Source organism: Stenotrophomonas maltophilia group sp. SKK55 (assembly GCF_057179845.1).
Genome location: NZ_JBXUHP010000018.1, coordinates 400,908 through 427,753 on the forward strand (window position 1 = coordinate 400,908; position 26,846 = coordinate 427,753).

Here is a 26,846-nt window from a genome sequence, read left to right on the forward strand (position 1 = left end):
TGTGGGCGGGACCGTCGTACTCCCCTGCGGAAGCCGTCGACCCTGCAAGGGCATCGTCTATTGTGCCGCATGCGAGCCGCCGGTCCTACCCTGCCGGCGGTCACGGCCGACATCGAACCGTCATAGGCAGACCCGCGCCGGCGGTTTACCCTGTGCGCATGTCGCACCCTGAAGACGAAGATCCGGCCGCGCTGTTCCGTGCGGCCATCGGTGAAGTGACGCCGCTGCGCAAGGATGCCGAACCGGCACCTGCTGCGCCCCGGCCGAAGCCGCGCGCACGCATGGCCGAACGCGACGACGCCGAAGCCGCGGGCGAGTTCGCCCGGCTGCTGCGCGACAGTACGCCGCTGGAAGCGGGCGACGTGGCCAGCTACCGCCGCGACAACCTGCCACCGCGCCTGTTCCAGCGTCTCAAGCGCGGCCAGTATTCGGTGCAGGATGAGCTGGACCTGCACGGCGCCACCGCCGCGCAGGCGGAAACCCTGCTGCGCCAGTTCCTGCTGGAAGCGCATGCACACGAGTATGGCTGCGTGCGCATCATCCACGGCAAGGGCCTGCAGTCCGATGGCGGTGCACCGGTGCTGAAGAACCTGGTCGATCGTCTGCTGCGGCTGCGCAACGACGTGCTGGCGTTTCATTCGGCGCCGGCCGGGCAAGGCGGCACCGGCGCGGTGCTGGTGCTGCTGGCACGGCGTTGAGAAACAGGGACGGAGGGAATCAAGTCGTTTGTGCCACAAACGAGTTGACTCCCTCCGTCCCCTTTTTCTGTCAGGCCTGCGCGGCGTCTTCGACGGGGCCTAGTTCGTGCAGCACGGCGGTGGCGTAGCAGCCCGGCGGCAACGCGAACGAGAGTTCCAGTACATCACTGGCCAGCCATTGATGCTGCAGCAATGCCGGGCGCAGGCGCAGCGCGCGGCGCTCCTGCTTCAGCCGTGCGTCTTCCAGGCCAGCGCGCAGCGCCTTCGATTCCTCGTCGTCCAGCGCGGCCAGCTCCAGCTCACGTGCAGCGTCGGCGCTGCGCAGCTCGCCTTCGCCCCACAGCGGCGCGCTGGGATGGATGTCGAAACGCGCCAGGCGCTCGGCCAGCACGTCGGTGTAGGGTTCGGGGCCGAACACGCTGCGGCTGCCATCGAGCATCCACACTTCACCGTCCAGCGGTTGATCCCAGTTGCCCTGCTCCACGCGCGCGGCGAGCACACGATTGAACAGCGCCGAGCGCGCGGCTGACAGCAGCAGCGAACGCTGGTCCTTGCGCATGCGGCGGCCACCGAACATCGCCAATGCCGCAGGCACGTTGCCGCCGTCGCGGCCGAAGCGCTGCTCGCCAAACCAGTTCGGCAGGCCGCGCCCGGCGATCTGCTGCAGGCGCTCGCTGATCGCCGCAGCATCGCCCTGCACCTCGCGCAGCACCAGCCTGAAGCGGTTGCCGGCCAGTGCGCCGCGCTGCAGCTTGCGGTTGTGCCAGGTCGCGTCGAGCACCTCGATCTCGTCGCTGGCCAGCTCGGCCAGGTCCGGTGCGATGCGCTTGGGCAGGTGCACGCTGAAACGCTGGGTGGTGACCGCATGCCGATCCTTCATGCCGGCGTAGCTCACCGCCATTTCCGGCAGGCCCGCCCACTTGGCCAGCAGCTTGGCCACATGCACGGTGTTGGCGCCGCGCTTGCGGATGTGCAGCAGCAGGTGCTCGCCTTCACCGGTGGCCTCGAAGGCCGGCAGTTCATCCACCTGGAAATCGTCCGGCGTGGTGCGGATGCGTGCCGTCAACAGCGGCGCACCAAACGCCAACGGCAGCGGGATCATGCCGCCACCAGCAACACGACCGCCTGCGCGGCGATGCCTTCACTGCGGCCGGTGAAGCCCAGCTTCTCCGAGGTGGTGGCCTTGACGCTGACCGCGTCCAGCGGCAGCTGCAGCAACCCACCAATGCGCTCACGCATGGCCAGCGCATGCGGGCCAACCTTCGGCCGCTCGCAGATCACGGTGATGTCGGTGTTGCCAACGCGCCAGCCACGCTCGCGCAGCAGGCTGTCGCAATGGCGCACGAAATCGCTGCTGTCGGCGCCCTTCCAGCGATCATCGCTCGGCGGGAAATGCTGGCCGATATCGCCCAGCGCCAGCGCACCGAGCATCGCATCGCACAAGGCGTGCAGGATCACGTCGCCGTCGCTGTGCGCCAGCACGCCGCAGCTGTGCGGCACGTTCACCCCGCCGAGCATGATGTGATCGCCTTCACCGAAGGCATGGACGTCGTAGCCCTGGCCGATACGGACGGGCGGGAACGGTGCGGTGCTCATGGATGCAGCCCTTGCAGCAGGGCCGCGCAGGCAGTCAGCCGGCGCGGCGGGAAAGTACGAATTCGAACCGGTCCAGATCGGCCGGGGTGGTGACCTTGAAGTTGTCCTCGCTGCCTTCCACCAGCAGCGGGCGCTGGCCCTGGCGCTCCATGGCCATGGCCTCGTCGGTGACTTCAACACCGGCAGCGGCGGCGTCAGACAGCGCGCGGCTGAGCTGGTGGCGGCGGAACAGCTGTGGTGTCAGCGCACGCCACAGCCGCTCGCGCGGTTCGGTGCCATCGATGCCACCGTCGTCGCCCGCACGTTTGAGGGTGTCGCGCACCGGTGCGGCCAGGATCGCCCCGACCGGATCGGCACGCCCGACTTCAAGCAGGCGGCCAAGATCGGCCAGCGACAGGTTGGGTCGCGCGGCGTCGTGGACCAGCACGAATTCGTCGGCGCGCACCGAGTCCGGCAGTGCCTGCAGCCCGGCCAGCACCGAGGCGGCACGGGTCGCGCCACCGATGCAGGTCAGTACCGGTTTGCCGGCCCATTCGCTCCAGCCCGGCCAGTCGCCATCGTCCTGGCCGATCACCACCATTGCGCCGGCCACGGCCGGATGCGCCAGCAGCGCGTCCAGGGTATGGGCGAGCAGGATCTGCCCGCCCGCCTGCAGGTACTGCTTGGGCAGCGGCGCACCAAAGCGGGCGCCACGGCCGGCAGCCGGAACCACCACCCAGATCGCCGCGCTCATGGAACGTCCGCCGGGTGATCGCCGGCCTGGACAGTGACGCCTGCAGCGGGCTGCGCCGGACGGACCGGCGCATCCTCGACCACGCGGTAGAACTTCTCGCCGGGCTTGATCATGCCCAGCTCGCTGCGCGCGCGTTCCTCGATGGCGGACTGGCCTTCCTTGAGGTCCTTCACTTCGGCGGCCAGCGCGTCGTTGCGCTGCTGCAGGCCCTCATTGTCCCGCTCCTGGTTGGCGACCTGGGCTTCGAGCATCATCACTTCACCCGAATTGCCCGGACCGAACCAGAAGCGGTACTGCAGCCAGCCCAGCAACAGGGCCAGCACCAGCAGCATCCAGCGCCAGTCGCGCATCGGCTCAGCGCTTCAGCGAAACGAACGCGTCACGACCGGCGTAACGCGCGCCGGCGCCGAGGGCTTCCTCGATGCGCAGCAGCTGGTTGTACTTGGCCACGCGATCGCTGCGGCACAGCGAGCCGGTCTTGATCTGGGTGGCGGTAGTGGCCACCGCGATATCGGCGATGGTGGTGTCTTCGGTTTCGCCCGAGCGGTGCGAGACCACGGCGGCATAGCCGGCGCGGTCGGCCATGGCGATCGCTTCCAGGGTTTCGCTGAGGGTGCCGATCTGGTTGACCTTGATCAGGATCGCGTTGGCGGTGCCCGAGTCGATGCCTTCCTGGAAGATCTTCGGGTTGGTCACGAACAGGTCGTCACCGACCAGCTGCACCTTCTTGCCGATGCGGTCGGTCAGCAGCTTCCAGCCCGCCCAGTCGTTCTCGGCCAGGCCGTCTTCGATCGTGATGATCGGGTACTGCGCGGCCCAGTCGGCGAGGAAGTCGACGAACTGTTCGGAGGTCAGGCGCTTGTTCTCGCCGACCAGGTTGTACTTGCCGTTCTCGAAGAACTCACTGGAGGCCACGTCCAGGCCCAGCAGCACGTCTTCACCGGCGGTGTAGCCAGCCTTGCCGATCGCTTCGAGGATGGTGTCCAGCGCTTCGACGTTGCTGCGGAAGTCCGGCGCGAATCCGCCTTCGTCGCCCACCGCCGTGCTCAGGCCGTGGCCCTTCAGCACCGACTTCAGCGAATGGAAGATTTCGGTACCAGCGCGCAATGCTTCGGAGAACGAGGTGAAGCCCACCGGCAGCACCATGAACTCCTGGAAGTCGACGTTGTTGTCGGCATGCGCGCCGCCGTTGATGATGTTCATCATCGGCACCGGCAGCGACGGCGCCACGCCGGTCCGGGCAGCCAGGTACTGCCACAGCGCCTGCTTGCTGGATGCGGCGGCGGCGTGCGCGGCGGCCATCGAAACACCCAGCAGCGCGTTGGCACCCAGCCGCCCCTTGTTCTCGGTGCCGTCCAGATCGATCAGGCGACGGTCGAGGCCGGCCTGGTCGGTGGCTTCGAAGCCCTTCAGCGCGGCGGCAATCGTGGTGTTGACGTTGTCCACGGCCTTGCGCACGCCCTTGCCCAGGTAACGGGTCTTGTCGCCGTCACGCAGCTCGACCGCTTCCTTGGTACCGGTCGAGGCGCCGGAGGGAACCGCGGCGCGACCGAACGAACCGTCCTCCAGGATGACTTCGGCTTCCAGCGTGGGATTGCCACGGCTGTCGAGGATTTCACGGGCGTGGATGCTGCGGATCGTACTCATGGTCGGGCCGGTTACCTGTCTGGAGAGGGGGCGACAAAACGAATGCCGCGTGATTATCCCCGGCTGCCCGCCACTTGCCAAATGGCGCAGGCGCCGTCAGGCCAGAGTGGCCCCGATCACCATCAGGATCAACGACACCAGTACCACCAGCAGGCCACCGGCAATGGCGGCCAAGGCCAATACGCCGCCGCGGCGGCAACGCCAGGCCATCACCATCGCCACCAGGCTGCCAACAAAGGACAGCACGAGCATGGTCAGTGCAGCCAGGATCCAGTACTGCATGGCCTGCATGCCATGGCTGCCATCCCCGGGCGAACCGAAACTGGCGGCGAAGGCGAATACAGCTGCCATCAGGCCGGCCCAGGCAAGAACAGCCAGCGCCAGCGCGATCAGGCCCCAGGGCCGATCACGGGTTGCCAGGGTCGCATTCATCAGAACAGCCCGTAGAACAGGGCACCAAGCCACAGCGACAGCAGGACGATCGCCAACCCGGCGGCCACCTTGCCACGGTCCAGGCGCCAGGCCAGTACGGCGGCAGCGACGCACCCCACGGCGCCGACCAGCTCTGCCACCAGCAGCGCAATGAAGTACGCCCGAAGATCGGGCGCGCTGCTGCCATCACCCGGTGGCCGCACCGATGCAGCACCGATCAGCACCAGGCAGAACATGCCCACGGTGAACACCACGGACAGCCCCAGCGCGATCAGGCCCCACGGCCACTGTCTCCAGTGCCGGCGGTGACGCTGGGTTTCCAGCGCCAGCCACGGGTCACGACTCACGCGAAGCGCGAGAAACCGTGCTTCTTGGTCACCGCGTCGAGTTCCATCAGCGTCTCGAGCAGGGCCTCCATCTGGTCCAGCGGCCACGCGTTGGGACCATCGGACAGCGCCTTGGACGGGTCCGGATGAGTCTCGGCGAACAGGCCGGAGATACCCACCGCCACGGCGGCACGGGCCAGCACCGGCACGTGCTCACGCTGGCCACCGGAACTGGTGCCCTGCCCGCCCGGCAGCTGCACCGAATGGGTGGCGTCGAACACCACCGGGCAACCGGTCTCGCGCATCACCGCCAGCGAACGCATGTCGCTGACCAGGTTGTTGTAGCCGAAGCTGGCACCGCGCTCGCAGACCATGATCTGCTCGTTGCCGGTGGCCTTGGCCTTCTCCACGACCGGCTTCATGTCCCACGGCGCCAGGAACTGGCCCTTCTTGATGTTGACCGGCTTGCCGGCCGAGCACACCTTGCGGATGAAGTCGGTCTGGCGGACCAGGAACGCCGGGGTCTGCAGCACATCCACCACCGAGGCCACTTCGTCCATCGGGGTGTACTCGTGGACGTCGGTCAGCACCGGCACGCCGATCTGCTTCCTGACCTCGGCCAGGACCTTCAGGCCCTCTTCCATGCCCGGGCCGCGGAAGGCGGTACCCGAAGTGCGGTTGGCCTTGTCGAAGCTGGACTTGAAGATGAAGTTGACGCCGAGCTTGTCGGTAATCTCCTTCAGCTTGCCGGCGGTATCGAGCTGCAGCTGCATCGACTCGATCACGCAGGGGCCGGCGATCAGGAACAGGGGCTGGTCCAGCCCGACCTCGAATCCACACAGTTTCATGGCGTTTCCTTGTTGTCCGCAGCACCGGACAGGCCGGTGCGCTGGGGGTTGAAGCATGCAGGATGGGGGCCGAAGCCCCCATTCACAAGTCAGGCGCGCGCTTCGGAAAGCAGCTTGCCGCCGGCCTTGCGCTCGCGCGCGGCACGGATGAAACCGATGAACAGCGGATGGCCGTCACGCGGCGTGGACAGGAATTCCGGGTGCGCCTGGCAGGCCAGGAACCACGGGTGGGCGTCGCGCGGCAGCTCGACCACTTCCACCAGGGTGTCGTCCATCGACTTGCCGGCGATCACCAGGCCCGCATCTTCCAGCTGGGTGCGGTAGCGGTTGTTGAACTCGTAGCGGTGGCGGTGGCGCTCGGCGACCACGTCCTTGCCGTACAGCTCGCGGGCCAGCGTGCCCGGCTTCAGGCGCTGCTCCTGCAGGCCCAGGCGCATCGTGCCGCCGAGGTCGCTCTTGTCGTCACGCTTCTCGACATCGCCGCTGGCGGTGCGCCATTCGGTGATCAGGCCGATCACCGGGTTCGGCGACTGGCGATCGTTCTCGCTGCTGTTGGCACCTTCCAGCCCGACCACGTTGCGCGCGTAATCGACCACCGCCGCCTGCATGCCGTAGCAGATGCCGAAGTACGGCACCTGCTGCTCGCGGGCGAACTTCGAGGTCAGCACCTTGCCTTCGAAACCACGGTCACCGAAGCCACCCGGCACCAGGATGCCGTCGACATCGGCCAGTGCGGCCATGTCGGTGCCTTCCAGGTCCTGTGCTTCCAGCCACTTCAGGTTGACCTTGGTGCGCTGGCGCAGGCCGCCGTGCTTCAGTGCTTCGCCGACCGACTTGTAGGCGTCCTGGTGATCGACGTACTTGCCGACCACGGCGATGGTCACTTCGTCCAGCGGGTGCAGGGTCGCATCGACCGCGTCTTCCCACATCGACAGATCGACCGGACCGGCCTTGTCGGCCAGCTTCAGCTGGTTCACCACGATTTCGTCCAGGCCCTGTGCATGCAGGCCGGACGGGATGCGGTACAGCACGTCCACGTCCGGCACGCTGATCACCGCACGCTCGGAAACGTTGGTGAACTGGGCGATCTTGCGGCGCTCCGAATCCGGCACCGCCTGCTCGGAGCGGCACAGCAGCACATCCGGCTGGATGCCGATCGAACGCAGCTCCTTCACCGAGTGCTGGGTCGGCTTGGTCTTCAGCTCACCGGCGGCGCCGATGTACGGCACGAGAGTGAGGTGCATGAACAGCGCCTTCTCCGGGCCACGTTCGGTGCGCACCTGGCGGATCGCCTCCAGGAACGGCAGCGACTCGATGTCGCCAACGGTGCCGCCGATCTCGACCAGTGCCACGTCGTAGCCTTCGGTGGCTTCGTCGATGCAGCGACGGATCTCGTCGGTGATGTGCGGAATGACCTGCACGGTCGCGCCCAGGTAGTCGCCGCGGCGCTCCTTGCGGATCACGTTCTCGTAGATGCGGCCGGTGGTGACCGAGTTCTTGCGGCTGAGGCGGGTTCGCACGAAGCGCTCGTAGTGGCCCAGGTCGAGGTCGGTCTCCGCGCCGTCGTCGGTGACATAGACCTCACCGTGCTGGAACGGGCTCATGGTGCCCGGGTCGACGTTGATGTACGGGTCGAGCTTCATCATCGTGACCTTCAGGCCACGGGCTTCGAGAATGGCGGCCAGCGACGCGGCGGCAATGCCTTTGCCGAGCGAGGACACCACGCCGCCGGTTACGAAAATCAAGGGAGTCATGGCTGCAAGCATCCTGTCTGGAAATGGAAAACGGCAGCACCACGCGCCCCCGGAGGGCGGGCATGGTGCTCAGAGGGGGTTTTCCGGTTCGCTGAGGCAGCGAGGGAGGTGCGGATCCGTGCGGCAGCGGGGGCCGGACGGGAACCATCGTGCGAGGTCGGGGCGGCCGTGCCGGTCAAATCGACCGTCACCTGCGACCCGCCTTGCTGGAAGCCACGCTTGGCCGCTCCAGCCCATTCGCGAAGGGTGGACACGCACTTACTCCCGGAAAGCCATAGTTTACAGATTGATGGCCGCCAACCCAAGAGGCTGACGCCACGTTCCTAAAAAGAAACGCCCCGCTGAGCGGGGCGTTCCGGAGCGCAACCCTTGTCGCAAGGGCGCCTGGCAGGCCGCAGGATCAGCGCTTCTTGCGCGCTTCCTCTTCCTCTTCCTGCTGCGGGGCCGGCTGGCCCTGCGCCTTCATCTGGGCATTGGCCTGGGCCCGGCGCTTGGCCTTGGCATCGGCCTCGGCCTGGGCCTTGTCGGCCTGATCACCCTGTTGCGGGGCCGACTGGCCGGCGTTCTGCGCCACCACCAGCGGCACTGCAACAGCGGCAGCGGCCAGGATCGCAATGGTCAGCAACTTCTTCATGGAGTCCTCCTCGCGGTATGGCTTGGACGTTCTGATCCAACGGAGCGCCGGCGTTCAGATTCCAGCGGCTGCCATTTTACCCCCTCTGCGTCGCCGAGACTGAACCGCAGGCGTGCAAAATCCCGTGCCAGACCCCACACTTGCCCGTCGCTCCAAGCTTTCGAAGACAGATGAACGCCCGTTATAACGCCGCCGATATTGAAGTCCTGTCCGGCCTTGACCCGGTCAAGCGCCGTCCCGGCATGTATACCGACACCGCGCGCCCGAACCACCTGGCGCAGGAAGTGATCGACAACTCGGTGGACGAAGCCCTCGCCGGCCACGCCCGTTCGATCGAGATCACCCTGTACAAGGACGGCAGCGTGGAGGTCAGCGATGACGGCCGCGGCATGCCGGTGGACATCCACCCGGAAGAGAAGATCCCGGGTGTCGAGCTGATCCTCACCCGCCTGCATGCGGGCGGCAAGTTCAGCAACAACAACTACACCTTCTCCGGCGGCCTGCACGGCGTCGGCGTCAGCGTGGTCAATGCGCTGTCGACCCTGGTGGAGGTGCACATCAAGCGCGACGGTGCCGAACACCGCATCACCTTCCGCAACGGTGACCGTGCCACGCCGCTGGAAGTGGTCGGCAGCGTCGGCAAGAAGAACACCGGTACCCGCGTGCGCTTCTGGCCGGACCCGAAGTACTTCGATACGCCGAAGTTCGCGGTGCGCGCGCTCAAGCACCTGCTGCGCGCCAAGGCCGTGCTGTGCCCGGGCCTGACTGTGAAGCTGACCGATGAAGCCACCGGTGAAGTCGATACCTGGTACTACGAAGACGGCCTGCGCGATTACCTGAAGCTGGAGCTGGGTGATCGCGAGATGCTGCCGGCAGAGCTGTTCGTCGGCAGCCTGAAGAAGGACACCGAGGTCGTGGACTGGGCAGTGGCCTGGCTGCCGGAAGGCGAGCTGGTGCAGGAAAGCTACGTCAACCTGATCCCCACCGCCCAGCACGGCACCCACGTCAACGGCCTGCGTACCGGCCTGACCGAGGCGCTGCGCGAGTTCTGCGACTTCCGCAACCTGCTGCCGCGTGGCGTCAAGCTGGCCCCGGAAGACGTGTGGGACCGCGTGTCGTTCGTGCTGTCGCTGAAGATGACCGACCCGCAGTTCAGCGGCCAGACCAAGGAGCGCCTGTCCTCGCGCCAGGCGGCCGGCTTCATCGAAGGTGCCGCCCATGATGCCTTCAGCCTGCTGCTCAACCAGAATGTGGAGCTGGGCGAGAAGATCGCGCAGATCGCCATCGAGCGTGCCAGCGCGCGCCTGAAGACCGAGAAGCTGGTCGTCCGCAAGAAGGTCACCCAGGGCCCGGCCCTGCCCGGCAAGTTGGCAGACTGCATCAGCCAGGACCTGTCGCGCACCGAGCTGTTCCTGGTGGAAGGTGACTCGGCAGGCGGCAGCGCCAAGCAGGCCCGCGACAAGGATTTCCAGGCGATCATGCCGCTGCGTGGCAAGATCCTGAACACCTGGGAAGTCTCGTCCAACAGCGTGCTGGCCTCGGAGGAAGTACACAACCTGGCCATCGCCATCGGCTGCGATCCGGGCAAGGACGACATCAGCGGCCTGCGCTACGGCAAGGTGATCATCCTGGCCGACGCGGACTCCGACGGCCTGCACATCGCAACGCTGCTGACCGCGCTGTTCCTGAAGCACTTCCCGGCGCTGGTCGATGCCGGCCACGTGTTCGTGGCGATGCCGCCGCTGTTCCGCATCGACGTAGGCAAGCAGGTGTTCTATGCCCTGGACGAAGAAGAAAAGCGCTCGATGCTGGACAAGATCGAACGCGAGAAGATCAAGGGCGCCATCAACGTGACCCGCTTCAAGGGCCTGGGCGAGATGAATCCGCCGCAGCTGCGCGAGTCGACCATCCACCCGGATACGCGCCGCCTGGTACAGCTGACCGTGGACGATGGCGAGCAGACCCGCTCGCTGATGGACATGCTGCTGGCCAAGAAGCGCGCGTCCGACCGCAAGGGCTGGCTGGAGTCGAAGGGCGACCTGGCTTCGCTGGAAGTCTGACTCCCGCAGCCCTCCTGTAGAGCCGAGCCCACGCTCGGCTGCATTCCGCGCCGTGCCGGGCAGCCGAGCATCGGCTCGGCTCTACAGAGATCCCACCCCCATCGGCAAACCCGGCGGCGCCATAATGCGCGTCCATCCGCGTGGACCACCGTATTGGCCAGCCACTCGCTGCTGTTCCCCGACCTGCCGCTGCACAGTGCACGGCTGGTCCTGAGCCCGATCCGCCGTGACGACGCCGCCGCGCTGTTTACGCTGCAGTCCAATCCCGATGTGATGCGCTGGTGGAATCATCCGGCCTGGACGCGACAGGCCGAGGCGCGCGAGCAGATCGACGATGATCTCGCAGCCCATGCCATCGGTACCCAGCTGAAGCTGGCCGTGCGCGAATCACTGGAAGGTCCACTGCTGGGCATCTGCGTGGTGTTTGCAGTGGACCGCACTGCAGCCCGCGCCGAGATCGGCTACCTGCTGGCACCGGATCGCCAGGGCCAGGGCTACATGCACGAGGCCCTGCAGCAGGTACTGGCCTACCTGTTCGGCACCCTCCACCTGCACCGCGTGGAAGCCGAGATCGACCCGCGCAACGCACCCTCCGCGCACGTGCTCGAACGCCTGGGCTTCCGCCGCGAGGGAGTGCTGCGCCAGCGCTGGCGCATCCAGGGGGAACTGGCCGACTCGGCCGTCTACGGCCTGCTTGCCGATGACAAAGCGGCAGCCGCCCTGCCCGCTTGACCCAAGCTGGCCAATCGCGGCCGCAACGCCTGGGCCATGCCTTTGGACACATACGGCATGGGCCGCCACCGGCCTAGCATCGGAATCCCCTTCCGCTGCCCAGCCGGTGCCATGAAGTCCCTGTTGCACACTGCCGCGCTCTGCGTCGGCCTGCTCATCGCCCCAGCCAGCGTGCTGGCCGCGCCTGATGCCGACGCCAAGCCCGATCCGAAAGACGACAAGACCGAGGCACCTGCGTTGCCCGCAGACGCCTCGGCCCGCCAGAGCATGCGCCTGGCCGGCCGCACCCTGGACTACACCGCCACCGTCGGCACCCTGCCGGTACGCGATGCCAAGGGCAAGGTGATCGCCGACGTGGTGTTCACCGCCTACACGATGCCGGGCAAGGACCGGCCGGTGACCTTCGCGCTCAATGGCGGCCCCGGGGCATCTTCGGTCTACCTCAACATGGGCGCGATCGGGCCCAAGGTGGTGACCTTCGGCTCCGAGGGTGACAGCGCGTCGGCGCCGGCCACGCTGCACGACAACCCCGGCACCTGGCTGGACTTCACCGATCTGGTGTTCATCGATCCGGTCGGCACCGGCTTCAGCCGCGCGCGCATCGGCGACGACGAAGCGAAGAAGGCGCTGTACAACCCCAGCGCCGACATCGAATACCTGTCACGCTCGATCTACGACTGGCTGCTGCGCAACCAGCGCATGGCGTCGCGCAAGTACCTGACCGGCGAGAGCTACGGCGGCTACCGTGGCCCGCGCATCACCCACTACCTGCAGACCCGGCTGGGAGTTGCGATGAACGGCCTGGTACTGGTCTCGCCGTACCTGAGCCCGACCCTGGAAGACAACGCCGATGTCTCGCCGATGGCGTGGATGCAGACCCTGCCGTCGATCGCCGCCGCGCACCTGGAGCGCCAGGGCAAGCTGACCGATGCAGCGATGCGCGACGTGGTGGAGTACACCCGTGGCGACTACGCCACCGCGTTGATGAAGGGCCGCAGCGATCCGCAGGCGACCGAGGCAATGCTGCGCCGGGTGACCGAACTGACCGGGCTGGACCCGCAGTTCGTGCGCCGTGCCGGTGGCCGGCTGGAAACCCAGGCCTACCTGCGTGAAGTGTTCCGCGACAAGGGCACGCTGGGCAGCCGCTACGATTCCAACGTGACCGCGTTCGATCCATTCCCGAACGATCCGGAGCAGCGCGCCAACGATCCGCTGCTGGACAGCATCATTGCGCCGACCACCACGGCGATGGTCGACTTCGTGACGCGCGTGGTCGGCTGGAAGGTGGATGCGCGGTACCAGGCGCTGAACTACGACGTGAACCGGCTGTGGGACCGCAATGGCGAGCTGCGCGATGGCGCGGTGACCCAGCTGCGCCAGGCCGTGGCGATCGACCCGAACCTGCAGGTGCTGATCGTGCATGGCTGGAATGACCTGTCGTGCCCGTTCATGGGTTCGATCCTGACCGTGGACCAGATGCCGACGATGGGCAGCAATCCGGACCGGGTGCAGGTGCGGAGCTACCCGGGCGGGCACATGTTCTACAGCCGGGCGGACAGCCAGGCGGCGTTCCGCAGGGATGTGCAGGCGCTGTTCCAACGCAATTGAGGACGGTCGGCCGGGCCTGCGGCCCGGCACCCGCCGGATCAACGGCAACTGCAACTGCTACTGCAACGGCAAAAGCAGGGTTTCCGTGGGTTGGCGGGGTGGGATAGGCAGGCGGGGGACGGCAAAAACTGCTCCTGCGTGCCTCGTAGAGCGCCATCCATGGCGCTCTGCGCCCCCGCCTGCCCATCCCACCCCGCCTTCGACAGTTTCCGTGCGCTGTTGGTGGGTGCCGACCGTTGGTCGGCACGGGATCGGATCCCTGTTTCTGCTCTGGCAAGGTGTCGACCTTGGTCGACACGATGTGTCCGGAAGGATTCACTGCCCATGAAAAAAGCCCGCCGGTAGTCGGCGGGCTTTTTCGTGTGCACCTTGGCGTGGCGATCAGGTCCAGCCGAACAGCTCGAACAGCTTCAGGATCAGGTACGCACAGCCGCCTGCCGCGGGAATGGTCAGGATCCAAGCCCAGACGATGCGCTCGATCACGCCGAACTTCAGCGAGCGCGGGTTCTTGGCGAAACCGACGCCCATGATCGCGGTGGAGATGCTATGCGTGGTCGAGACCGGCATGCCGAAGTGGGCCGCCAGGGTCAGGATGGTGGCCGAGCTGGTCTCTGCGGCGAAGCCGTGGATCGGGTGCAGCTTGACCATCTTGTGGCCCAGGGTCTTGATGATCTTCCAGCCACCCGAGGCGGTACCGGCAGCCATCACCACCGCACAGGTGAGTACGATCCACATGGCGATGCCGTCTCCGGCGTGCGCGTCCGGGTGCATGAAGGCCAGCCAGGACGGCAGATCGTTCAGTGCGCCGGTGGCTTCGGCACCAATCAGGGTCATCGCGATGATGCCCATGGTCTTCTGCGCGTCATTGTGGCCGTGGGCAAAGCCCATGTAGGCCGCCGAGGCGATCTGCGCCTTGCCGAAGAAGGCATTGACGATGCGCGGACGGGCCAGGCGGCCGATGGCGCCACCGATCTTGGCCAGGCCGGCGATCAGCGCCCACAGCAGCACCATCACCACGATGCCCAGCAGGAAACCGGCGATCGGCGAGGTGATCATCGGCACGAACACCTTCCACAGCAGGCCCTTGTTCTGCGCCCAGCTGCCCAGGCGCTCGGACCAGATCAGCGCGTCCCAGTTGTTGTGGGCCGCGGCCAGGCCGGCGCCGCAGAGGCCACCGATCAGAGCGTGCGAAGACGAGGACGGCAGGCCCTTCCACCAGGTGATCAGGTTCCAGATGATGCCGCCCAGCAGGGCGCACAGGATCACCTGCGGAGTAACCTCGACCACGTTGGTGTTGAGCAGGCCCGAGGCGATGGTCAGCGCCACCGCCGTACCGGTCAGCGCACCGATGAGGTTCATGAAGGCGGCCAGCATCACCGCCCAGCCGGGCGAGAGCACCTTGGTCGCCACTACGGTGGCAATGGAGTTGGCAGTGTCGTGGAAGCCGTTGATGAACTCGAAGACGAGCGCGGCCAGGATCACCACCAGGACAAGGGTCAACATGCGGCGGCGTCCGTCAGCTGTTCTTCAACACGATCTGGTACGCCACCACGCCGGCCTCGCGGCAACGGTCGATGGCCTTTTCCAGGATCTCGAAGAATTCCTTCAGCAGGAACATCTGCAGGTTGTCCAGGCGACCGGAGTAGATGTCGCGGTACAGCTCGAGCATCAGGCGGTCGGCCTCGTTCTCCAGCGAGCGCAGCTTCTCGTTCAGCGCGGTCATCCGGTCCAGGTTCATGTGGCGCAGGTCGGCCACCATCTCCACCACCACGCCGGCGGCCTGTTCCAGCATCGCCGCGCGCGGCGCGAAGTCGATGTGCTCCAGGTGGGTCGTGGCCAGCGAATAGCGATCGGCGAACTTCTCGATCTGCTTCGGAATCTTGTACAGGGCCGAACCCAGCGCTTCGATGTCTTCGCGCTCGATCGGGGTCATGAAGCTGTCCACCAGCGCCTGGCTGATCTTGTCCGAGGCCGCGCGTTCGCGCAGGCGGGCCAGCTTGAAGGCGTCCAGCGCGGGCTGGCGGTCGGCCTCGCGCAGCATGAAATGCAGCGCCTTGGCGGCATCGGAAGCCGCGACGGCAGCCTCATCGAGCAGGGTGTAGAACTGTTTGCCGGAACCGAAAATGGTCTGCAGAGAGAACATTGAGAAACCTGTCAGCCGTCGCGGGAAGGACGGCACCAGAGCGAATTATGACGGCTAGATGACCATCACGGGTATCCCCGCGCCCTTTCCGGGCTCTGGGACCCCCAACCTGAACAGGCGGTTGCCACCCTGCCACGCCCCTTTGCTAAGATGCCAGCGCGCCTCCGGGCGCACCTTATGGACGACGACCCTTATCCCCCTGCGCCGCGCCGGACCCTGTTCCTGAGCGCCAGCCGCCATCGCAAGCACCCGCCCTCCCTGCCACCAACCGGGGACGACGCCCGTGTTTGAAATGATCCTGATTGTCTTCGCGCTGGTTCTACTGAACGGCTTCTTCGCCATGTCCGAGATGTCGGTCATGACCTCGCGCAAGAGCCGCCTGAAGCAGATGGCCGCCACCTCCAAGCGCGCCGCCAAGGCGCTGGAGCTTTCGGAGAAGCCAGAGAGCTTCCTGTCCACCGTGCAGATCGGCATCACCGTGATCGGCGTGCTGACCGGCTACCTCGGTGGTGATGCGATCGGCGACGCGATCGCCGGCTGGCTGCAGGGCCTGATGCCCGGCTTTGCGTACGCGCGCGAAGTGGGCACCGCCCTGGCGGTCTCGCTGATCACCTTCATCACGCTGATCTTCGGCGAACTGGTGCCCAAGCGTCTGGCCCTGACCCGCTCCGAGGCCATTGCCGGCCTGGTCGCGATGCCGATGAGCTGGCTGGCCAGGCTGGCCCTGCCCTTCGTCTGGCTCCTGTCCAAGACCACCCAGCTGGTACTGAAGGTGCTGGGCCTGGGCAAGGACGAGGCCGCGCAGGTGACTGAAGAAGAGATCCGGATGCTGGTGGCCGAGAGCCACGAAGCTGGCGTGATCGACGCCCACGAGCGCGACATGATGAACCGCGTCATGCGCCTGGGCGACCGCACCGCCGACAGCCTGATGACCCCGCGCAACCGCATTGCCTGGCTCGACACCCAGGCCGGGCTGGAGCGCAATCTGGACATCATGGCCGAGCACGAGTTCTCGCGGTACCCGGTGTACCGCGACAACGACATGGACGTGGTCGGCGTGCTGGAGCTGAAATCGCTGGCCACGCGCATGGCGCGCGGCGACAACGCGCTGTTCCAGACCCTGCGCGAACCGCTGTACGTCTCCGAATCGACCCACGCGATGAAGCTGCTGGAGATCTTCCGCGAGGAGCAGCAGTCGATGGCGCTGGTGGTGGACGAGTACGGCGAGATCCAGGGCCTGGTGACCATCAGCGACCTGATGGGCGCCGTGGTCGGCCGCCTGCAGGCGGTGGAGAATGCCGATGAAGACGCACTGGTGGTGACCCGCGAGGACGGCTCGCTGCTGGTCGACGGCTCGCTGCCGATCGAAGACCTGCGCGAGCTGATCGGAAGCAACGACCTGCCCGATGCCGAGGATGGCGACTACTACACGCTGGCCGGCATGTGCATCCATTACTTCGGCCGCATCCCGCACGCAGGCGAGTACTTCGACTGGGCCGGCTGGCGCTTCGAGGTGGTCGACCTGGACGGTGCGCGGGTGGACAAGCTGCTGCTGCGCACGTTATCCGACGAGCAGGCCGATGAGCTCACCGCCTGAGGCCGGCCAGGGCCAGGGCGCGCAGCGCCCGACCTACCGCAACGAGGGCATCCGCACCCTGCTGGAGATGTTCGCCTCCGGCGATCCTGCCGAGCACATGCCGCTTGGCCAGATCCTCAGCAACCTGCAGCAGAGCGCGTTTGGCGTGTTCCTGTTCGTGGCGATCCTGCCCTCGTTCATCCCGATCCCGGGCATGGGGGGTGCGGTCAGCGGCCCACTCGTGGTCCTGATCGGACTGCAGATGCTGTGTTGCCTGCGCCGGCCCTGGCTGCCGGGTTTCATTGCCCGACGCGGGCCGAAGCGCGGCACCATGCACCGCTTCCTGGACCGTATCGATCGCCCGTTGCGGCGGCTGGACAGGATGCTGAAACCTCGCCTGCCGCAGTTGCTGACACCGCTGCCCGCGCACGCCTTCAGCGGCCTGCTGCTGGTGCTGCTGGGCATCCTGCTGTCATTGCCGATTCCGTTCACCAACTTCCTGTTCGGCTTCCAGCTGCTGCTGTTCTCGCTGGCGCTGCTGGAGCGCGATGGTGCATTGATGCTGTTCAACTGGATCGCAGCGCTGGTGGCGATCGCGTTCTTCGGCTTCAGTTCGGGGCAGCTGGTGGGCTATACAGTGGAACTTTTCCAGCGCTGGTTCTGAAGCGGCATCCGGTAGAGCCGGCCGATGACCGGCTGCCACGTTTCCAGGGTCGCCGGCCAACGGCCGGCACTACCGGCATCCGCTAGATCCACGCAACGCGTGGATGCGGCAATCACCGAAGGTCGACGAATCCGTTGTCCGCCAGCGGTGCCGGATCGTCCTGCACCGCCGACAGCACGAAGCTCAATGCCTTGCCCAGCAAGGTGCCCGGGCCATCCCAGTATTCGGCGCTATCGGCGCGCACGTGGATCAGGCGAAGGTTGGGGTCTTCCTTGCCGGCGGGGAAGAACAGCTTCATCGCCGGCGACCACAGCTCTTCGATCTTCGCGCGATCATCGACAACCCGCGCCCGCCCCGCCACAGACACATAGGTGTTCTTCGATGGCGAGGCATAGGCCACATTGACGCGCGGGTCGAGCGCGATCTCGGCCACCTTCGGGCTGTCGGCGGTGATCACGAACCACAGGTCACCGTCGAAGGCGACCTGCTGGGTGGCCAACGGCCGGCTGTAGAGTCGCCCGTCGACGCCGGTGGTGGTGAACATCGCCACCTCCACGTCCTTGATCAGTTCAGCCAGCTGGGCAATGTGTTCGGCACGGGTCTCGGCCATGGTGGGAACTCCAGAAAGGGGAGCTCCCATCAGACGCGGATCGGCCGCAACGGGCCGTGACGCGATTGTTCAGCCCGCGTGGCGGCCATGCCAGGCGTTCATCGCCAGCTCGAAGGAACGCAGGCGCGCACGGTGGTCATACAGGTTGGCAGTGAGCATCAGCTCGTCAGGCTTGTGCCGCTCAACGAAAGCGGCGATACCCTCGGCCACCTGCTGCGGATCGCCCAGTACAGTGCAGGCCAGGGCCCGTTCCACACCGAGCTTTTCGTGCGGCTCCCAGAAGGCTTCAATGTCGTCGATCGGCGCCGGGATCTTGCCCGGCCGGCCGCGGCGCAGGTTGACGAAACTCTGCTGTTGGCTGGTGAACAGGCGACGCGACTCGGCCTCGCTGTCGCTGGCAACAACATTCAGGGCCAGCATCGCGTGCGGCTGCTTCAACGTGGCCGAGGGGCGGAATTCGCGGCGGTACACCGCCAGCGCTTCGTCCATCACGTCCGGCGCGAAATGCGAGGCGAATGCATACGGCAGGCCCATCGAGGCGGCCATGCGTGCGCCAAACAGGCTTGAACCGAGGATCCAGGTCGGGACCCGCAGGCCACCCCCCGGAACGGCCTGCACCGCCTGTCCAGGCTGGACCGGCTCGAAGTAGTGCAGCAGCTCGCGCACGTCCTGCGGGAACTGGTCGGCGCTGTCGAAATAGCGGCGCAGTGCACGCGCGGTCGGCTGATCGGTGCCCGGCGCACGGCCCAGGCCAAGGTCGATGCGGTCCGGATACAGCGAGGCCAGCGTTCCGAACTGCTCGGCCACCTGCAGCGGGGCATGATTGGGCAGCATGATGCCGCCGGCGCCGACACGGATGCGTCGGGTGCCACCGGCAACATGGCCGATCAGCACGGCGGTGGCGGCACTGGCGATGCCGGGCATGTTGTGGTGTTCGGCCAGCCAGTAGCGGCGGTAGCCCAGCGCATCGGCGTGCTGCGCCAGTTCCAGCATGTTGGCGAAGGCGGCGGTGGTGTCACTGCCCTCGCAGACCGGGGCCAGGTCAAGGATCGACAACGGGATCATCAGGCGGTTTTCCGTCACAGGATCACCCTTGCATGGGGGCGGCCGGGCGCAGCGGCCAGTGACGGTGGCGGGATGCTGATTCCCGTAGGGCAGGTTCAACGCCCACCGGATCGTGGAGCCGAGCCCATGCTCGGCTGCCTTTCGTCGACCAACAGCGGCCGAGCATGGGCTCGGCTCTACAGAAATGCAGTCAGAACGCGCTGGGGCGCGGTTCGGGCAGCGGCTGGTCGACCATCGGCTTCAGCTCGGCATCCAGCGCCACGCGCTCATCGAACACGAAGCAGCGGCCTTCGTAGCCTTCGCCACCCACCTCCTCGAAGTAGCCGAGGATGCCGCCATCGAGCTGCAGCACATTGTCCATGCCGTCATTGACCATCCACAGCGCGGCCTTCTCGCAGCGGATGCCGCCGGTGCAGAAACTGACCACGGTGCTGTCCCGCAGCGCATCGCGATGCGGCGCCAGCGCCTCGGGCAGGTCGGTGAACTTGCGGATGGGCAACACCAGCGCATCCTTGAAGGTGCCGTACTCCACTTCCTGCAGGTTGCGGGTATCGAGCATCACCACCGGCTTGCCGGCATCGTCATGCCCCTGCCGCAGCCAACGCTGCACGGTGGCCGGATCGACCGACGGTGCGCGCGGATAGTCCAACGGCTGGCCGTCATCGCGACGGAAGCTGATGATCTCGTCCTTGACCTTGGCCTTCAGCCGCGCGAACGGCTGGTGCTCGCTCAGGCTGGTCTTGACCCGCATGCCGGCGAAACGCGCATCGGCACGCAGCGCTGCATAGAAGCCCTCGACCGCCTCCGGCGCCCCCGCCAGGAACAGGTTCAGCCCCTCGCCGGCCACCAGGATCGTGCCGCGCAGCTGCGCCGTCCCGGCACGGGCCAGCAGCTGGTCGCACAGGGCCTGGGGAGCGTCGATGACGGCGAAGTGATAGGCAGCGGTATTGGCGATCATCCCGCCATTTTAGCGCCAGACCGCCCCAGGGTCAGATTTACCCGTTCATCCACGGATGGCGTGGATCAACTTCAGATCGCGGGAACTGTCAGAAGCGTGGCGGTTTGGGTAGGCGGGACCGTTTGATCTGGCCCCCAAAGATGGGTTTACGGCATGACCCGCCTGCCCACACCGCCGCGCCATCCCACGGAAACCCGCTTCTGACGTTGCCGTTGCCTCTGCGGGTGCCGGGTGCAACCCGGCCGAAACCCGTTACCCCCGCAACAGCAGGAACGGCAGCAGCACCAGCGCCGCCGCGCCGGCCATCGCCAGCAGCCCCAGCACCACATAGGCCGGCCGGCGCCGGAACAGGCTGCCAAATGTCTCCGCCGTCCCCTCGCGCAATGCCTGCTCGCGTTCAGCCCGCACGCGCACGCCGCGCGCCGCCTGGTACTCCGCCATCAGCGCCTTCGCACGCGGATGATCAGCGTCGTCGCGCAGCCACAGGCCACCATTGGAAATGCCCCACGGGCTGGGTTCGGTGCGATACCAGGCGATGCCGTGCTGATCGAGCAGCGTGCAGACATCGGCATATTCGTCGTCGCCGACATTGCGCAGATTGAGCAGGAGTTTTGCCATGGCCCCATGATACCCGGCGCCGATGCGCTACCCTTGCCGCCCTCGCCCCGCGCCCTTCTGGAGACGCCCGATGCGCCGCCTGCTGCTTCCCCTGCTGCTGTCCCTCGCCGCCGCTGGCTGCTCGACCGAACCATCCGGCCCGCCGCCCGGCGGCACGCTGACCACCTTCGAGCGGATCGATACCGTGCCCGGCACCGGCGCCGAAGCCATCGCCGGCAGCAAGGTCACGGTGCACTACACCGGCTGGATCTACGACAACCGTACCGAGACCAGGCACGGCAAGACCTTTGACAGCTCCTTCAAGCACGGCGAGCCGTTCACCTTCGCGCTCGGCGCCGGCCAGGTCATCCGCGGCTGGGACGAGGGCGTGGCCGGCATGAAGGTCGGCGGCAAGCGCACGCTGATGATTCCGCCGGACTACGGTTACGGGGACCGTAAGGTCGGCCCGATTCCGGCGGGCTCGTCGCTGGTGTTCGACGTCGAGCTGCTCGATGTCAAACCGTAATGCCGCCATGCCCCATCGGGTCGTCGTCATTGGCGGCGGCCCGGCCGGCCTGTTCGCCGCCGAACGCCTGCGTGCCGCTGGGCTGGAGGTCGACCTGTACGAGGCCAAGGGGTCGCCTGGCCGCAAGTTCCTGATCGCCGGTAAGGGCGGGCTCAACCTCACCCATTCCGATCCGCGGCCGTTGTTCGACAGCCGCTACCGCGAGCAGGCCGCCGTGGTCGGCAGCTGGCTGGATGGCTTCGACGCGCAGGCACTGCGTGACTGGGCCGCTGACTTGGGCGTGGAAACCTATGTGGGCAGCTCTGGCCGCGTGTTCCCGGTCGACCGCAAGGCGGCGCCGCTGCTGCGCGGCTGGGTGCGCCGGTTGAAGGATCAGGGTGTGCGCCTGCATGCCAACCACCGTTGGATCGGCTGGAGCGACGACGGAGCCCTGCGCTTTGCCACCGAGGCGGGGGAAATCGATGTGCACCCCGATGCCACGGTACTGGCGATGGGCGGCGGCAGTTGGCCGCAGCTGGGCAGCGACGGCGCCTGGGTCGTGCCACTGCAGGCGCGTGGCGTGGACATCGCGCCGCTGCAGTCAGCCAATTGTGGCTTCGACGTGGACTGGACGCCGTTCTTTGCCCAGCGCAATGCCGGCGCACCATTGAGGCCGGTGGTCGCGCACTGGATCGACCTGGCTGGACAACCGCGGTCGCTGCAAGGCGAGTGCGTGGCCAGCGAATACGGCATTGAAGGCAGTCTGGTCTACGCGTTGGCCGCCGACCTGCGCGAGACCATCAACCGCGATGGCCACGCAATGCTGTGGCTGGACCTGGTGCCGGGTCGCGACGAGGCGCGCCTGCTGGCCGACCTGTCACGTCCGCGCAAGGGCCGAAGCTTCGGCGAGCACCTGCGCCGCCAGGCGGGTCTGGATGCGGTGAAGGCCGCACTCGTGTTCGAGATTCTTGGCAGGGAGGCCGGCAACGACCTGCCGGCTGTGGCCGCCACGCTCAAGCACCTGCCGCTGCGCCTGCTGCGCCCAAGGCCGATGGCCGAGGTGATCAGCACCGCCGGTGGCGTGCGCCTGGATGCGCTGGATGACGGCCTGATGCTGCGGGCCGTTCCTGGCGTGTTCTGCGCCGGTGAAATGCTGGACTGGGAGGCCCCCACCGGCGGCTACCTGCTGACCGCGTGCTACGCCAGTGGCCGGCGTGCCGCCGAGGGCGTGATCGGTTGGTTGGCCGGGCGGTGACGCCTGCCGTGTAGCGTCGAGCCCATGCTCGACGGCACATCACCACGGCCTGCGCATGCTCACCGAGGCCAACGCCACACCGCTGGGATGTGCATAGGCTTCCTCACCCACGCTGACAAAGCCCTGCCGTTGATAGAACGGCACGGCGTTGAGCGAGGCCGACAGCACCACCTCGCGCTCACGATCAGCCATCGCCAGCAGGCGCTGCATCAGCGCCCGGCCAATGCCCAGGCCGCCATGATCCGGATCGACGAACAACGCATCGACTTCATTGGCATCGACATCAAAGACGCCGAAGCCGAGCAGGCCACCCTGCCCGTCCTCGGCCACCACGCAACCGCCCTGCCCCAGCAACCGCGCATACTGCGACGGTGGCGGCGAGGCCGACCACGGTGCAATGACCTCGGGTGGGTAATGGCTGCTGCAGGTCTCGCGCACGCAACGCGTGCGCAACGCCCACAGCGTGGCGACATCGTCGATGGTACCGGTCCTGAACTGCATGACATCTCCTCGTAGAGCCGAGCCCATGCTCGGCTGTTCTTCGTTCCGACCTCGCGATGACTGATCGAAAGGCAGTCAAGCATGGCTTGACTCTACAGAAAGGCAGCCGAGCATGGGCTCGGCTCTACAACATCACGCTACCGCGACTTGCTGGCGCGCAGAGCCTGGATCTTCGGCGGCGGCTGGAACGAGTCGCTGCGCGCATCGGCCCAGAATGCATGGAACACCGCATGGTCGGGCACCTTGTGCAGCAGCTCGCCCGGTTCCAGGTAGCGGTAAAGCGACGCCAGCGAACGGATTTCCACCGGCGACACGCGACGCAGGATGTGCTCCGGCCCCAGCTCGGCCGGATCGTTCAGGCCCGCCGCGCACAACAGTTCCTTCAAGGCATGCAGCGTGTGCTCGTGATAGCTGTACACACGGGTGGCCTTGTCCGGTGCATCCAGATGCTTCCAGCGCGCAGGGTCCTGGGTCGCGATGCCGGTCGGGCATTTGTCGGTGTGGCAGCTCAACGACTGGATGCAGCCCAGCGCGAACATGAAGCCTCGGCCGGCATTGCACCAGTCGGCACCCAGCGCGATAGTGCGCGCGATGTCGAACGCACTGGTGATCTTGCCAGCGGCGCCGATGCGGATGCGCTCGCGCAGGTCCAGGCCGACCAGGGTGTTGTGCACCAGCAGCAGTGCTTCATGCATCGGTACGCCGACATGGTCGACGAATTCAGCCGGCGCCGCGCCGGTGCCTCCCTCGGCACCATCGACCACGATGAAGTCCGGCAGCAGCCCGGTTTCCTGCATCGCCTTGGCGATGCCGAACCATTCCCAGGGGTGGCCGATGGCCAGCTTGAAACCGACCGGCTTGCCACCGGACAGCTCGCGCAGCCGGGCCACGAACTGCAACAGTTCGACCGGCGTCGAGAATGCCGAGTGACGCGACGGCGATACGCAGTCCACGCCCATCGGAACACCACGGGTCACCGATATTTCGGCGGTCACCTTTGGTGCCGGCAGCACGCCGCCGTGGCCCGGCTTGGCACCCTGCGACAGCTTGATCTCGATCATCTTGACCTGGTCGTGGGTAGCGTTGGCGACGAAGCGCTCTTCGCTGAACCCCCCCTTCTCGTCACGGCAGCCGAAGTAGCCCGAGCCGATTTCCCAGACCAGATCGCCGCCCATCTCGCGGTGGTAGGGCGAAATCGAACCTTCGCCGGTGTCGTGGTAGAAGCCACCGCGCCGCGCACCTTCGTTCAGTGCGCGGATCGCGTTGGCCGAGAGCGAACCGAAGCTCATCGCCGAGATGTTGAACACGCTGGCCGAATAAGGCTTGGCGCAGTTCGGCCCAATCAGCACGCGGAAATCATGCTTGGCAATGGAGGTGGGAGCCAGCGAATGGTTGATCCACTCGTAATCCACCGCATAGGTACTGCGCAGGGTACCGAACGGCACCGTGTCCATTTCGTTCTTTGCGCGCTGGTAGATCAGCGCACGCTGCTGGCGCGAGAACGGCACGTCCTCCAGGTCGCTCTGCACGAAGTACTGGCGGATTTCCGGGCCGATTGATTCCAGGCCATAGCGGAAATGCGCCATCACCGGATAGTTGCGGCGCAGCGTGCTGCGCTTCTGCAGCAGATCCCAGGTCCCCAGCGCCACCATCGCGGCAGTCAGGCCGACGCCCCAGTACCAGGCCGGCCAGATCGTGGCCAACCACAGGCAGATGGGAAACATCAGGATGGCGAGCAGGTAGACGATATACCGGTGCATGGCGTTCCTTGGTTGCAACTGCCTGCGAGTCTACCGCGCCGGCCATCACCGGCGTTTACAGGCGACCGTCAACCACGTTGCGCGGCCAGGCCGATTTCACGTCGTAGACGATGCCGCCGGGCGCCAGCAGCGCCTGGATTGCGGCGTCATCCATGGCTTTGAATCGGGCATGGGCCACTGCCAGAACTACGGCGTCGTAACTCCCCGCCAACGGCTCGGCCAGCCAGTGCACGCCCGCGTCGGCCAATGCCGCCGGGCCGACCCACGGGTCGCTGACCTCCACCTGTGCGCCGGCATCACGCAGGCGCTGCGCCAGTTCCAGCGCGCGGCTGTTGCGCAGGTCCGGGCAATCCTCCTTGAAGGTCACGCCCAGCACCAGGATACGCGACTGCGCAGGTGCGCGGCCGCGTTCGGCCAGCATTGCCAGCACACGCGACGCCACGTGCTCACCGACGCGGTTGTTGACCTGCCGCGCGGTGTGGATCAGGTCCGGGTGGTAACCCACGCTCTCGGACTTGTGCAGCAGGTAGTACGGGTCCACGCCGATGCAGTGGCCGCCGACCAGGCCCGGCCGGAACGGCAGGAAGTTCCACTTGCTGCCGGCGGCGTCGAGCACATCCTGGGTGTCGATGCCGAGCCGGTCGAAGATCAGCGCCAGCTCATTGACCAGCGCGATGTTGACGTCACGCTGGATGTTCTCCACCACCTTGGCCGCTTCGGCCACACGCATCGACGGCGCCGGGAAGGTACCGGCGGCGATGATGCGCTGGTACAGGCCATCAATCACCGCAGCCACTTCCGGTGTCGACCCCGAGGTGATCTTGCGGATATCGGCCAGGCGCCGCTGTCGGTCGCCGGGGCTGACCCGCTCCGGGCTGTAACCACAGTAGAAGTCTTCGTTGAAGCGCAGCCCGGACAGCTGCTCCAGCAGCGGCACGCAGACCTCTTCGGTGGTGCCGGGGTACACCGTGGATTCGTAGATCACCAGGTCACCCGCACGCAGGTGGCTGGCGATCAGCCGCGTCGCCGAACGCAGCGGCTCCAGATCGGGCTGCTCATAGGCATCGATCGGGGTCGGCACGGTAACGATGTAGACATTGCAGGCATCGAGCAAAGCCGGATCGCTGCCGTACTGCAACTGCTGCGCACTGGCCAGCTCATCGGCCTCCATTTCCAGCGTATGGTCCTGGCCGTCACGGAGCTCGGCGATGCGATCAGCATCGATGTCGAAGCCGAGCGTCGGCCAGTGCCGGCCGAAGGCCACCGCCAGTGGCAGGCCCACGTAGCCCAGCCCGATCACCGCGAAGCGCGGCGACGCTGCTGCCGCAAGCGGCGCGCTCAACGCCGCATCCCATGCAACGGCTGAAATCGCATGCGTACTGCCATGGGCATGGCCGACCTACTCATTCGCTTTGCCACTCCGGGAAGATCCATGCCAGAAAGGCTACAGCCTAACGGCCCGGGTGCCCGGCCGCCAAGGTGGGGTCAGGAACCCAATGCGACCGCGGCCGGCTCCAGTTCGCCATCGGCGCCGGTCCAGGCCTGCAGCAGGCGCTCGAAGCCACCGCCGCCAAGCACGAAGCCCGGCCATGAGGCGTCGACGATCTGTACCAGCAGTTCTGTATCAATGCGCCGGGTCCCCATCGACCAGCGCGGGAATGCCCGCTGCGCCACCGGCGCGCTGCACAGCACCTTCAGTTGTCCATGGCTGCGCGCATTGGCGATGCGCTGGTACACCGAATCGATGCCATCCTCCGGGCCTTCCAGGTACTGCAGGAAACGGCTGCCATCGAACATCAGCACACCCGTGACACCGGCTACTCGGTTGAATGCCGTGGCATCGGCCAGCAGGCGGTCAAGATCGGTTGTCTGCAGGTCGGCGCGGGCCTCGCTGGCATAGGCAATCGCGTGCAGCGACATCGGGTGGCTCCCCCCTGGGAACGAGGCTTTGGACTATGACATGAATGGGAGCGACAGTTAAGCACACCGCCGCTCCACTGCAATCCGGTCGGGATGCTGCAGCTGGGCTACAATCGGCGCCGCGCTGCAGGCCCGGATGGCGAAACTGGTAGACGCATCGGACTTAAAATCCGCCGGGGGCAACCCCATGCCGGTTCGATTCCGGCTCCGGGCACCATCGCACT

General features: G+C 66.6%; 28 protein-coding genes and 1 tRNA gene. 9 read left to right on the forward strand and 20 right to left on the reverse strand.

Annotation, left to right across the window (positions count from 1 at the left end; all coding sequences use genetic code 11):
• The first annotated feature begins 158 nt into the window (after nucleotides 1-158).
• Nucleotides 159-698 carry a Smr/MutS family protein gene (locus AC2A1N_RS10860; RefSeq protein WP_072166690.1) on the forward strand — a complete coding sequence of 180 codons (540 nt, stop codon included), beginning with the start codon at nucleotides 159-161 and terminating at the stop codon, nucleotides 696-698.
• Nucleotides 699-768: 70 nt separating this feature from the next.
• Here the strand turns inward: AC2A1N_RS10860 and truD are convergent, their stop codons facing one another.
• From truD to AC2A1N_RS10910, 10 genes are all read right to left on the reverse strand, one after another.
• Nucleotides 769-1,800, reverse strand: a complete 1,032-nt coding sequence (truD, locus tag AC2A1N_RS10865) for a tRNA pseudouridine(13) synthase TruD (protein ID WP_061480164.1) — start codon at nucleotides 1,798-1,800, stop codon at nucleotides 769-771.
• Complete coding sequence (ispF, locus tag AC2A1N_RS10870) at nucleotides 1,797-2,294, reverse strand: 2-C-methyl-D-erythritol 2,4-cyclodiphosphate synthase (RefSeq protein WP_061480165.1); 498 nt, start codon at nucleotides 2,292-2,294, stop codon at nucleotides 1,797-1,799. Before ispF ends, truD begins: the two co-directional genes overlap by 4 nt.
• A gap of 34 nt (nucleotides 2,295-2,328) precedes the next feature.
• On the reverse strand, nucleotides 2,329-3,027 hold the full coding sequence (ispD, locus tag AC2A1N_RS10875) for a 2-C-methyl-D-erythritol 4-phosphate cytidylyltransferase (RefSeq protein WP_005416029.1): 699 nt from the start codon (nucleotides 3,025-3,027) through the stop codon (nucleotides 2,329-2,331).
• Nucleotides 3,024-3,377, reverse strand: a complete 354-nt coding sequence (gene ftsB, locus AC2A1N_RS10880) for a cell division protein FtsB (protein WP_005416028.1) — start codon at nucleotides 3,375-3,377, stop codon at nucleotides 3,024-3,026. The genes ispD and ftsB overlap by 4 nt, the downstream gene beginning before the upstream one ends.
• 4 nt (nucleotides 3,378-3,381) lie before the next feature.
• A complete protein-coding gene (gene eno / locus AC2A1N_RS10885) occupies nucleotides 3,382-4,674 on the reverse strand; it encodes a phosphopyruvate hydratase (protein ID WP_134968047.1) in 1,293 nt (430 codons plus the stop codon).
• Between the two features lie 96 nt (nucleotides 4,675-4,770).
• Nucleotides 4,771-5,106, reverse strand: coding sequence for a hypothetical protein (locus AC2A1N_RS10890; protein WP_484372238.1), 336 nt, complete (start codon nucleotides 5,104-5,106; stop codon nucleotides 4,771-4,773).
• The gene (locus AC2A1N_RS10895; protein WP_484372240.1) at nucleotides 5,106-5,453 is read right to left on the reverse strand and encodes a hypothetical protein; all 348 of its coding nucleotides are present in this window, start codon (nucleotides 5,451-5,453) and stop codon (nucleotides 5,106-5,108) included. The genes AC2A1N_RS10890 and AC2A1N_RS10895 overlap by 1 nt, the downstream gene beginning before the upstream one ends.
• Nucleotides 5,450-6,280 (reverse strand): 3-deoxy-8-phosphooctulonate synthase, encoded by an 831-nt coding sequence (gene kdsA, locus AC2A1N_RS10900; protein ID WP_049412800.1) that lies wholly within the window; start codon nucleotides 6,278-6,280, stop codon nucleotides 5,450-5,452. Before kdsA ends, AC2A1N_RS10895 begins: the two co-directional genes overlap by 4 nt.
• An 89-nt stretch (nucleotides 6,281-6,369) precedes the next feature.
• A complete protein-coding gene (locus AC2A1N_RS10905) occupies nucleotides 6,370-8,034 on the reverse strand; it encodes a CTP synthase (RefSeq protein WP_484372242.1) in 1,665 nt (554 codons plus the stop codon).
• 400 nt (nucleotides 8,035-8,434) lie between these two features.
• A complete protein-coding gene (locus AC2A1N_RS10910; RefSeq protein ID WP_019658885.1) occupies nucleotides 8,435-8,668 on the reverse strand; it encodes a hypothetical protein in 234 nt (77 codons plus the stop codon).
• Nucleotides 8,669-8,838: 170 nt separating this feature from the next.
• Between AC2A1N_RS10910 and parE the strand changes: the two genes are divergently transcribed.
• From parE to AC2A1N_RS10925, 3 genes are all read left to right on the forward strand, one after another.
• A complete protein-coding gene (gene parE, locus AC2A1N_RS10915) occupies nucleotides 8,839-10,728 on the forward strand; it encodes a DNA topoisomerase IV subunit B (RefSeq protein ID WP_061478449.1) in 1,890 nt (629 codons plus the stop codon).
• A gap of 153 nt (nucleotides 10,729-10,881) precedes the next feature.
• Nucleotides 10,882-11,460 carry a GNAT family N-acetyltransferase gene (locus AC2A1N_RS10920; RefSeq protein WP_061478450.1) on the forward strand — a complete coding sequence of 193 codons (579 nt, stop codon included), beginning with the start codon at nucleotides 10,882-10,884 and terminating at the stop codon, nucleotides 11,458-11,460.
• 111 nt (nucleotides 11,461-11,571) lie between these two features.
• Nucleotides 11,572-13,068: a S10 family peptidase gene (locus AC2A1N_RS10925; protein WP_061478451.1), complete on the forward strand. Its 1,497-nt coding sequence runs from the start codon at nucleotides 11,572-11,574 to the stop codon at nucleotides 13,066-13,068.
• A 381-nt stretch (nucleotides 13,069-13,449) separates the two neighbouring features.
• Here AC2A1N_RS10925 and AC2A1N_RS10930 read toward each other — a convergent pair whose 3' ends face one another.
• Nucleotides 13,450-14,571 (reverse strand): inorganic phosphate transporter, encoded by a 1,122-nt coding sequence (locus AC2A1N_RS10930; protein ID WP_014646691.1) that lies wholly within the window; start codon nucleotides 14,569-14,571, stop codon nucleotides 13,450-13,452.
• 13 nt (nucleotides 14,572-14,584) lie between these two features.
• On the reverse strand, nucleotides 14,585-15,211 hold the full coding sequence (locus AC2A1N_RS10935) for a DUF47 domain-containing protein (RefSeq protein WP_484372245.1): 627 nt from the start codon (nucleotides 15,209-15,211) through the stop codon (nucleotides 14,585-14,587).
• Nucleotides 15,212-15,503: 292 nt separating this feature from the next.
• Between AC2A1N_RS10935 and AC2A1N_RS10940 the strand changes: the two genes are divergently transcribed.
• Together AC2A1N_RS10940 and AC2A1N_RS10945 are read left to right on the forward strand one after the other, a co-directional pair.
• Nucleotides 15,504-16,808, forward strand: coding sequence for a hemolysin family protein (locus AC2A1N_RS10940; protein WP_005416017.1), 1,305 nt, complete (start codon nucleotides 15,504-15,506; stop codon nucleotides 16,806-16,808).
• On the forward strand, nucleotides 16,792-17,451 hold the full coding sequence (locus AC2A1N_RS10945; protein ID WP_053501113.1) for an exopolysaccharide biosynthesis protein: 660 nt from the start codon (nucleotides 16,792-16,794) through the stop codon (nucleotides 17,449-17,451). The genes AC2A1N_RS10940 and AC2A1N_RS10945 overlap by 17 nt, the downstream gene beginning before the upstream one ends.
• Nucleotides 17,452-17,563: 112 nt before the next feature.
• Here AC2A1N_RS10945 and AC2A1N_RS10950 read toward each other — a convergent pair whose 3' ends face one another.
• The 4 genes from AC2A1N_RS10950 to AC2A1N_RS10965 form a co-directional block, all read right to left on the reverse strand.
• Nucleotides 17,564-18,061: a pyridoxamine 5'-phosphate oxidase family protein gene (locus tag AC2A1N_RS10950; protein WP_005416015.1), complete on the reverse strand. Its 498-nt coding sequence runs from the start codon at nucleotides 18,059-18,061 to the stop codon at nucleotides 17,564-17,566.
• 69 nt (nucleotides 18,062-18,130) lie between these two features.
• Entirely contained in the window at nucleotides 18,131-19,126 is a 996-nt protein-coding gene (locus AC2A1N_RS10955) for an LLM class flavin-dependent oxidoreductase (RefSeq protein ID WP_072166700.1), read from the reverse strand.
• Nucleotides 19,127-19,316: 190 nt separating this feature from the next.
• Nucleotides 19,317-20,084: a sulfurtransferase gene (locus AC2A1N_RS10960; RefSeq protein WP_061478453.1), complete on the reverse strand. Its 768-nt coding sequence runs from the start codon at nucleotides 20,082-20,084 to the stop codon at nucleotides 19,317-19,319.
• A 252-nt stretch (nucleotides 20,085-20,336) separates the two neighbouring features.
• Nucleotides 20,337-20,702, reverse strand: a complete 366-nt coding sequence (locus AC2A1N_RS10965) for a DUF6164 family protein (protein ID WP_242891894.1) — start codon at nucleotides 20,700-20,702, stop codon at nucleotides 20,337-20,339.
• A gap of 70 nt (nucleotides 20,703-20,772) precedes the next feature.
• On the opposite strand from AC2A1N_RS10965, the gene AC2A1N_RS10970 reads away from it, so the two are divergent.
• Entirely contained in the window at nucleotides 20,773-21,207 is a 435-nt protein-coding gene (locus AC2A1N_RS10970) for an FKBP-type peptidyl-prolyl cis-trans isomerase (protein WP_049414258.1), read from the forward strand.
• A complete protein-coding gene (locus tag AC2A1N_RS10975) occupies nucleotides 21,194-22,441 on the forward strand; it encodes a TIGR03862 family flavoprotein (RefSeq protein WP_242891896.1) in 1,248 nt (415 codons plus the stop codon). Before AC2A1N_RS10970 ends, AC2A1N_RS10975 begins: the two co-directional genes overlap by 14 nt.
• A gap of 39 nt (nucleotides 22,442-22,480) precedes the next feature.
• Here the strand turns inward: AC2A1N_RS10975 and AC2A1N_RS10980 are convergent, their stop codons facing one another.
• From AC2A1N_RS10980 to AC2A1N_RS10995, 4 genes are all read right to left on the reverse strand, one after another.
• Nucleotides 22,481-22,942 (reverse strand): GNAT family N-acetyltransferase, encoded by a 462-nt coding sequence (locus AC2A1N_RS10980; protein WP_061478457.1) that lies wholly within the window; start codon nucleotides 22,940-22,942, stop codon nucleotides 22,481-22,483.
• Between the two features lie 137 nt (nucleotides 22,943-23,079).
• Nucleotides 23,080-24,702 (reverse strand): FMN-binding glutamate synthase family protein, encoded by a 1,623-nt coding sequence (locus tag AC2A1N_RS10985; RefSeq protein ID WP_061478458.1) that lies wholly within the window; start codon nucleotides 24,700-24,702, stop codon nucleotides 23,080-23,082.
• Nucleotides 24,703-24,757: 55 nt separating this feature from the next.
• Nucleotides 24,758-26,044, reverse strand: coding sequence for a nucleotide sugar dehydrogenase (locus tag AC2A1N_RS10990; RefSeq protein ID WP_134968039.1), 1,287 nt, complete (start codon nucleotides 26,042-26,044; stop codon nucleotides 24,758-24,760).
• A 143-nt stretch (nucleotides 26,045-26,187) separates the two neighbouring features.
• A complete protein-coding gene (locus AC2A1N_RS10995; RefSeq protein ID WP_061478460.1) occupies nucleotides 26,188-26,622 on the reverse strand; it encodes a BLUF domain-containing protein in 435 nt (144 codons plus the stop codon).
• Nucleotides 26,623-26,752: 130 nt separating this feature from the next.
• Between AC2A1N_RS10995 and AC2A1N_RS11000 the strand changes: the two genes are divergently transcribed.
• Nucleotides 26,753-26,839, forward strand: a tRNA-Leu gene (locus AC2A1N_RS11000).
• Nucleotides 26,840-26,846 lie beyond the last annotated feature (7 nt).

What these genes read in the sequence shown, in the direction of transcription:
- AC2A1N_RS10970 (WP_049414258.1), top strand. Translation starts at nt 20,773, where the DNA reads ATGCGCCGCCTGCTGCTTCCCCTGCTGCTGTCCCTCGCCGCCGCTGGC.
- AC2A1N_RS10930 (WP_014646691.1), bottom strand. Translation starts at nt 14,571, where the DNA reads ATGTTGACCCTTGTCCTGGTGGTGATCCTGGCCGCGCTCGTCTTCGAG.
- AC2A1N_RS10925 (WP_061478451.1), top strand. Translation starts at nt 11,572, where the DNA reads ATGAAGTCCCTGTTGCACACTGCCGCGCTCTGCGTCGGCCTGCTCATC.
- AC2A1N_RS10910 (WP_019658885.1), bottom strand. Translation starts at nt 8,668, where the DNA reads ATGAAGAAGTTGCTGACCATTGCGATCCTGGCCGCTGCCGCTGTTGCA.
- AC2A1N_RS10890 (WP_484372238.1), bottom strand. Translation starts at nt 5,106, where the DNA reads ATGAATGCGACCCTGGCAACCCGTGATCGGCCCTGGGGCCTGATCGCG.
- AC2A1N_RS10935 (WP_484372245.1), bottom strand. Translation starts at nt 15,211, where the DNA reads ATGTTCTCTCTGCAGACCATTTTCGGTTCCGGCAAACAGTTCTACACC.
- AC2A1N_RS10950 (WP_005416015.1), bottom strand. Translation starts at nt 18,061, where the DNA reads ATGGCCGAGACCCGTGCCGAACACATTGCCCAGCTGGCTGAACTGATC.
- parE (WP_061478449.1), top strand. Translation starts at nt 8,839, where the DNA reads ATGAACGCCCGTTATAACGCCGCCGATATTGAAGTCCTGTCCGGCCTT.
- truD (WP_061480164.1), bottom strand. Translation starts at nt 1,800, where the DNA reads ATGATCCCGCTGCCGTTGGCGTTTGGTGCGCCGCTGTTGACGGCACGC.
- ispD (WP_005416029.1), bottom strand. Translation starts at nt 3,027, where the DNA reads ATGAGCGCGGCGATCTGGGTGGTGGTTCCGGCTGCCGGCCGTGGCGCC.
- AC2A1N_RS10995 (WP_061478460.1), bottom strand. Translation starts at nt 26,622, where the DNA reads ATGTCGCTGCACGCGATTGCCTATGCCAGCGAGGCCCGCGCCGACCTG.
- AC2A1N_RS10965 (WP_242891894.1), bottom strand. Translation starts at nt 20,702, where the DNA reads ATGGCAAAACTCCTGCTCAATCTGCGCAATGTCGGCGACGACGAATAT.
- AC2A1N_RS10985 (WP_061478458.1), bottom strand. Translation starts at nt 24,702, where the DNA reads ATGCACCGGTATATCGTCTACCTGCTCGCCATCCTGATGTTTCCCATC.
- ftsB (WP_005416028.1), bottom strand. Translation starts at nt 3,377, where the DNA reads ATGCGCGACTGGCGCTGGATGCTGCTGGTGCTGGCCCTGTTGCTGGGC.
- AC2A1N_RS10955 (WP_072166700.1), bottom strand. Translation starts at nt 19,126, where the DNA reads ATGATCCCGTTGTCGATCCTTGACCTGGCCCCGGTCTGCGAGGGCAGT.
- AC2A1N_RS10960 (WP_061478453.1), bottom strand. Translation starts at nt 20,084, where the DNA reads ATGATCGCCAATACCGCTGCCTATCACTTCGCCGTCATCGACGCTCCC.
- AC2A1N_RS10860 (WP_072166690.1), top strand. Translation starts at nt 159, where the DNA reads ATGTCGCACCCTGAAGACGAAGATCCGGCCGCGCTGTTCCGTGCGGCC.
- eno (WP_134968047.1), bottom strand. Translation starts at nt 4,674, where the DNA reads ATGAGTACGATCCGCAGCATCCACGCCCGTGAAATCCTCGACAGCCGT.
- AC2A1N_RS10975 (WP_242891896.1), top strand. Translation starts at nt 21,194, where the DNA reads ATGTCAAACCGTAATGCCGCCATGCCCCATCGGGTCGTCGTCATTGGC.
- AC2A1N_RS10980 (WP_061478457.1), bottom strand. Translation starts at nt 22,942, where the DNA reads ATGCAGTTCAGGACCGGTACCATCGACGATGTCGCCACGCTGTGGGCG.
- AC2A1N_RS10905 (WP_484372242.1), bottom strand. Translation starts at nt 8,034, where the DNA reads ATGACTCCCTTGATTTTCGTAACCGGCGGCGTGGTGTCCTCGCTCGGC.
- kdsA (WP_049412800.1), bottom strand. Translation starts at nt 6,280, where the DNA reads ATGAAACTGTGTGGATTCGAGGTCGGGCTGGACCAGCCCCTGTTCCTG.
- AC2A1N_RS10945 (WP_053501113.1), top strand. Translation starts at nt 16,792, where the DNA reads ATGAGCTCACCGCCTGAGGCCGGCCAGGGCCAGGGCGCGCAGCGCCCG.
- AC2A1N_RS10940 (WP_005416017.1), top strand. Translation starts at nt 15,504, where the DNA reads ATGATCCTGATTGTCTTCGCGCTGGTTCTACTGAACGGCTTCTTCGCC.
- ispF (WP_061480165.1), bottom strand. Translation starts at nt 2,294, where the DNA reads ATGAGCACCGCACCGTTCCCGCCCGTCCGTATCGGCCAGGGCTACGAC.